The organism is Iodobacter sp. (assembly GCF_025352645.1).
Lineage (GTDB): Bacteria > Pseudomonadota > Gammaproteobacteria > Burkholderiales > Chitinibacteraceae > Iodobacter.
Map to the genome: position 1 here is coordinate 45,274 of NZ_JANXSO010000020.1, position 6,052 is coordinate 51,325.

Below are 6,052 nucleotides of genomic sequence, written 5' to 3' on the forward strand. Positions count from 1 at the left end.
GAGCTTGTGAACTGTTAACCCTCATTTCATCTGAAGCAGGAAAAACCATGAAGCTAATTAAAGTTGCAACGATTGCACTGGCAATGATGTCGGCCTTTGCGCACGCAGAATTTAGAAATGATTTCTTATCGAATATCCGTTCAGAAATCAAGTTTGAAGAATTAAGCAGAAATGATAAACAGGTGTTGGCTGAGCAGGCTCAGTTATTGCTGCGCGATTTATATGTTAATCGCTATGCAAAAGATCTTTATTATGGCAATAACCCCGATTGGAATAAGGGCCACGTTAATCCGGCTGATGCAGTACAGCAGGTGATTAATAATTTGGATAAATTAAGCACTGCACAATTACATGCCAAGTTAAGCCAGATTTTTTTGAATCAGCGTGATTTGCATCTAAATTATAATTTTCCTCTACCGCACGCGGCATTTTTAAGCTTTTTGCCGATTAATTTTTCCCGTACCACGCAGGGTGCAGAGCAAAATGAAGTGCGTATTGATCGTGTTTATCCACGCTATTTTGATGCCTTGTTGTCTTCAATAAGAAAGCCTGAAGTAGGTGATCAAGTGCTTGAATACGGTGGGCTGCCCATTAAACAGGCGGTAAATAAAGTGGTGATTAGTGGTGCTGGGGCTAATCTGTATGGCGGTTTTTCCCGTGCTATTCAGAAAATGACGTTGGTTTCACAATCATCTAATGTGCCTCCAGAAAATGACCGAGTTTTAATTAAATTACGCTCGGCTAAAACAGGTGAAATCTATTCAATTGATTTGCCGTGGCTGGTGCAATATGACGATGCTGCCTTGCAGCCTAAAGCCACTACTACGGCAGCGGCAAAAGCATTAAAAGATCAGGCTTTTTCGCAAAGCGTAGAAAAATATCAGGAACAATATAATCAGTTTGTTAGCCGCAATACGGCAGCGGATGATACTCAGGGTTTTATTAAGTATCCCACCTCAGAGTCAACTATTACATGGTCTATTGTCCCTAAGGGCGATAAGCAGCTTGGCTATATTAATATCAGCAGCTTTGTGCCGCAAAACCCCGATCAAGCTGTAGAAATTATTGCCGGTTTATTGCGCAATCAGCTGGCTAAAACAGATGCATTGGTGATAGATGTCCGCAGCAATGGCGGCGGATACATCAGTTATGCAGATAAATTACCGCAGCTATTTAAGCCAGGTAAAGCCACGACTAGCTCGGCACGCCTATTAAATACCAAGCTTAATAATCAGTTCTTGAATCAAGATGATTTCAGACAGTATTGGCCAGAGTGGGTAAAGCTGATTAATGACGCAGCTAAAACTAAAAATACCTATAGCAAAACAGGGGTATTTACTTCACCGGCAGAAGCCAATGCATTGGGGCAGGCTTATTACAAACCGGTGGGGGTATTAGCCAATGCCCGCAGCTATTCGGCAACCGATTTGTTTACTTGCCAGATGCAAGATAACGGCGCGGCCACAATCTATGGGGAAGACCCAGCCACTGGGGCGGGCGGTGCCAATGTGCTGGAGCACGGCTTTTTTGCAGAATTAGGCCCGAACTGGTTTAAGCCGCTGCCAGGTGGGGTATCCATGCGTGTGTCTTGGCGTCAATCGGTGCGCGGTGGTTATAACCCGAATACCATTATTGAAGACTACGGTTGCCAAGCTGACGTGAATGTACCGCGGGTCTTAAGTGATTTAAGTAATGGTGATCAAACCCAGTTTGATAAAATTGCGGCGGATTTATTGGCTAAGCCGGTGAGCAAATCTAGCTTTCAGTTCTTAAGCCCAGTTGCGGATGTGATTACGGTAAAAGATGCTGCGGGAACGCTGGATATTCAGGTGGCTGAAACGGAGCACGTAAAGGTGTATGTGGATGATCAGCTATTTGAAACAAAAACCGTTTATGCCTATGGCACGCCGCAAACGGTGCGTTTATCGCTACCGAAAAAAACAGCAGGACAATCCTATGTGATTAGTATTGCTGGGGTAGATGCTGGGCAGGCGGTGTTGTGGAACACTAAACGCGTTGTGAAGGTGCTAGCTCAGTAAGTGAGAGCATTGCGCTGATTAAAAAAGAGCAGGCTTTGGCCTGCTCTTTTTTGCCTGTAATCTCTATGAAATTTAAATTTTATTGCAGGATATTTACACCATGATGTGGGCTTATCTTGCAAAGCCCTCACTCAGGCTTATTATAATTTCTTGTTGATGATGATCTAGGGCTAATCGTGAATTGACAGCTTGCGCAAGCTTGACTAGATTGGCGCAGCTAGGTGGAAACATCCACAGCGATGACAGGAGAGACTGTGCCAGATTTATGGCTTGCATCAGTAAGCTGCAAGCGGCGCAGCGCCGAAGGGGAATCGCCCAGAAAACTCTCAGGCAAAAGAACTGTCATGGCTAGGTTTTGTTGGAATAGATTGTGACGTGATCTAAACAAAACCAGAGCACTCTGGAGAGTAGGCTTAAATGCCTCGCCGAAGAAGCATGGCCGATACGTCGCGCCGCAATCTCTCAGGCAAACGGACAGAGGGGCATCGCTCAGCCAGCGCTGAGCGGGCACCCTTGTCGACTGCTATCGCCCGCTTAACTCCGCTGTACTTCCCCATTTAAGATTTATAAAGAGCCGTGATGATATGTGCTGGATGATTAAGCCATTCAGCCTGCTGTTTCAGATTGAACGATAAGCGCTTATCTAGCTCAAACTAAAAATATACTTATAAACCGTTACCTTGCGCGCACTGCTCGTCAGTGAGATTCCCATACTGAAATGGGGCTGCGTAGGAACCACCAGAGATACTCAAAATGGCTATCAGCGTTTTCGATTTATTTAAAATTGGCCTTGGGCCATCCAGCTCACACACCGTAGGCCCGATGCGTGCTGCGCGCACCTTTGCTCGCCGCTTAGAGAAAGACGGCCTGCTTGAAAAAGTGAGTAAAGTAAAAAGCGAGTTATTTGGCTCCCTAGGGGCCACCGGCAAGGGCCACGGCTCGGACATCGCCGTTTTATTAGGCCTACAAGGCGAATCCCCCCGCCTTGTGGATACCGACAAGGTGGACGAGATGGTGGCCGCGATCCGCGAAGGCCGCGTACTCAACTTGCTGGGCAAGCACGGTGTTGCTTTTGTTGAAGCCGAGCATCTGATCTTGCATAAGCGAAAAACCCTGCCTTTTCACCCAAACGGCATGATTTTTGAGGCCTTTGATGCAGAAGGACAGAGCCTATCTAAGCGAGCTTATTACTCGGTGGGGGGGGGCTTTGTAGTGGATGAAGCGGCCGTGGATGCTGGCTTTAACCCGCCAGGCGTCACCGAGCTAAAGCACCCATTTAAGAGTGGTGCCGAGCTATTGGCGCTGTGTGAGCGCCACGGCAAAAACATTAGCCAAATCATGCTAGAGAACGAGCTGGCTTGGCGCACCGAAGATGAAATTCGCACGGGTTTGCTAGAAATATGGGCGGTGATGCAAGCCTGTGTTAAACGCGGCTGCGAGCATGAGGGCATCTTACCCGGCGGGCTAAAAGTAAAGCGCCGCGCTGCCGATATGTACCAAAAGCTGCTGGCATCCCCCGAAGCCGCGTTGCGTGATCCGCTAACGGTGCTGGACTGGGTGAATTTATACGCGCTGGCGGTGAATGAAGAAAACGCCGGTGGTGGCCGTGTGGTCACCGCCCCTACCAATGGGGCCGCAGGGATTGTTCCTGCCGTCATGCACTATTACGCCCGCTTTACGCCCAACCCGACGGATGACGGCATTGTGCGATTCTTTCTAACCGCCGGTGCGATTGGTATTTTGTTTAAGCTTAACGCATCGATCTCTGGTGCCGAAGTAGGTTGTCAGGGTGAAGTGGGCTCGGCTTGTTCTATGGCGGCAGGTGCCTTGGCCGAAGTGCTAGGTGGCACGCCCGAGCAAGTCGAAAACGCGGCCGAGATTGGCATGGAGCACAATCTAGGCCTAACTTGCGATCCAGTAGGTGGCTTAGTGCAAGTGCCGTGTATTGAGCGCAATGCCATGGCATCCATCAAGGCCATTAACGCCGCCCGCATGGCGCTGCGTGGTGACGGCCAGCACTTTGTATCGCTGGATCGAGTCATCAAAACCATGCGTGACACCGGCCGCGATATGAATACCAAATACAAAGAAACCGCCCGTGGTGGCCTAGCCATTAATATGATTGAGTTGCCGGTAAATATTGTGGAGTGTTGATTGGGGCGTGATACTTAACTGATGTTACGCAGGCAAAACCCAAATCTTGAACCCACAGAGAAAAAAGGCGCTAAATTTAGACTTTTTTAGGTTGATCGTTGCGTCACATCAGTAATTAACTGATATCAAACATTGCTACAAAAATCACCCAAAGGGACGCAGCGAGCTGCGTCCCTTTGGCATAGACATTACCGTTGGCGATAGGATGGGGCATGGCTGGATGAATCAGGCCCAGAGGCTGACGACATACATACAGTTGACACCCCTGCAGCATGGGGCTAAGTACGCGCTATATTGCAATCAAACTTTCTAAATAAAGCAGAGGATGAAAGCTATGTTGAGCAATGCATCGTTACAGGAAAGGAAAAATCAAGCCACTCCCCGTGGTGTGGGGGTGATGTGTGCGATCTATGCCGATAGGGCAGAGAACGCGGAGCTGTGGGATGTAGAAGGCCGCCGCTATATTGATTTTGCGGCGGGGATTGCGGTGACCAATACGGGGCATCGCCACCCTAAAGTGATCGCCGCGATGCAGGCGCAGCTGGAGCACTTCACCCATACGGCGTATCAAGTGATGCCCTATGCCTCGTATGTAGAACTGGCCGAACGGATTAATCTGGCCACACCAGGCATGCACGCTAAGAAAACCGCGTTTTTTACCACAGGCGCAGAGGCGGTAGAAAACGCGGTAAAAATTGCGCGGGTTGCAACTGGCCGCGCGGGGATTATTGCGTTTCATGGCGGTTTTCATGGGCGTACCATGATGGGCATGGCGCTGACTGGCAAAGTCTCCCCTTATAAAGCAGGCTTTGGCCCCTTTCCTGGTGATGTTTACCACCTGCCTTTCCCCAATTCCCTGCATGGCGTAAGCGTTGCGGACGCTTTACAAGCGCTGACCCAATTATTTAAAGCGGACATCGAGCCTAGCCGTGTGGCGGCCATCATCATTGAGCCAGAGCAAGGCGAGGGCGGCTTTTATGTGGCGCCTGCAGAGCTGATGCATGCCTTACGCCAGCTCTGTGATGAGCACGGCATTTTGCTGATTGCGGATGAGGTGCAAACCGGCTTTGCACGCACTGGCAAATTATTTGCAATGGAGCATTACGATGTAGAGGCGGATTTAATCACCATGGCGAAAGGTTTAGCCGGTGGTATGCCCTTATCTGCCGTTTGTGGCCGCGCCGAAATCATGGATGCCCCCAATCCTGGTGGCTTAGGCGGCACTTACGCTGGTAATCCGATTGCAGTGGCTGCGGCCCATGCCGTGCTGGATATTATCGAAGAAGAACAACTCTGCGAGCGGGCCAATATCTTGGGTGCGGCCGTCAAAACGCGTTTAAACGGCTTGCGTGAGCGCGTGCCGCACATCGCCGAGGTGAGAGGCTTGGGGGCGATGGTGGGGGTGGAGTTTATCCGCGAAGGCATTGCCGATGTGGCATTTACCCAGCATGTACAGGCCAAGGCGCTAGAAAACGGTTTGCTCTTATTGATCTGTGGCAGCTATGGCAATGTGATTCGCTTTTTGTTTCCCCTCACCATCAGCGATGCCTTGCTCAATGAAGGGCTGGATATTCTTGAGCAAGCGCTGCTGAGCACCGTGGTGAAATTCTAAGCTTAAGAACTGATGTTACGCAGTGATCCACTTTTAAGTGCCTTCGGCACGTTGATTTTGGTGCGGTCTTCCCGCGAAGTCTTTAATTTCTGCTTCGCCAAGAAAGTAAGCAAAGAAGGCGACCCCGGTAAGGTTCACACTCATAGGTAACACATTCGTCCAAGGACATAGGTAACACTTCTCTGGTTTGTGATACGCACAACTGGAGCACGTTATGCCGTGGAATGAGGTGAAACCGATGGATGAA

General features: G+C 49.5%; 4 protein-coding genes and 2 riboswitches. Of the genes, 3 read left to right on the forward strand and 1 reads right to left on the reverse strand.

The genetic code is table 11. From position 1 onward, the window contains the following. Positions 1 to 47: 47 nt before the first annotated feature. The 3 genes from Q0R17_RS02640 (at position 48) to gabT (ending at position 5,805) form a co-directional block, all read left to right on the forward strand. Positions 48 to 2,039: a S41 family peptidase gene (locus Q0R17_RS02640; RefSeq protein ID WP_293931881.1), complete on the forward strand. Its 1,992-nt coding sequence runs from the start codon at positions 48 to 50 to the stop codon at positions 2,037 to 2,039. 233 nt (positions 2,040 to 2,272) lie between these two features. Continuing rightward, positions 2,273 to 2,391, forward strand: a riboswitch (glycine riboswitch). Between the two features lie 38 nt (positions 2,392 to 2,429). After that, a riboswitch (glycine riboswitch) is annotated at positions 2,430 to 2,527 on the forward strand. 265 nt (positions 2,528 to 2,792) lie between these two features. After that, positions 2,793 to 4,193 (forward strand): L-serine ammonia-lyase, encoded by a 1,401-nt coding sequence (locus tag Q0R17_RS02645; RefSeq protein WP_293931882.1) that lies wholly within the window; start codon positions 2,793 to 2,795, stop codon positions 4,191 to 4,193. 334 nt (positions 4,194 to 4,527) lie between these two features. Continuing rightward, positions 4,528 to 5,805 (forward strand): 4-aminobutyrate--2-oxoglutarate transaminase, encoded by a 1,278-nt coding sequence (gene gabT, locus Q0R17_RS02650; RefSeq protein ID WP_293931884.1) that lies wholly within the window; start codon positions 4,528 to 4,530, stop codon positions 5,803 to 5,805. Positions 5,806 to 5,838: 33 nt separating this feature from the next. On the opposite strand, the gene Q0R17_RS02655 is transcribed toward gabT, so the two are convergent. Then, a partial coding sequence (locus Q0R17_RS02655; protein WP_293931885.1) for a hypothetical protein occupies positions 5,839 to 6,052 on the reverse strand: 214 nt, incomplete at its 5' end.

Excerpts from the sequence above, each read along its gene's own strand:
- Q0R17_RS02640 (WP_293931881.1), top strand. The coding sequence starts at position 48 with ATGAAGCTAATTAAAGTTGCAACGATTGCACTGGCAATGATGTCGGCC.
- Q0R17_RS02645 (WP_293931882.1), top strand. The coding sequence starts at position 2,793 with ATGGCTATCAGCGTTTTCGATTTATTTAAAATTGGCCTTGGGCCATCC.
- gabT (WP_293931884.1), top strand. The coding sequence starts at position 4,528 with ATGTTGAGCAATGCATCGTTACAGGAAAGGAAAAATCAAGCCACTCCC.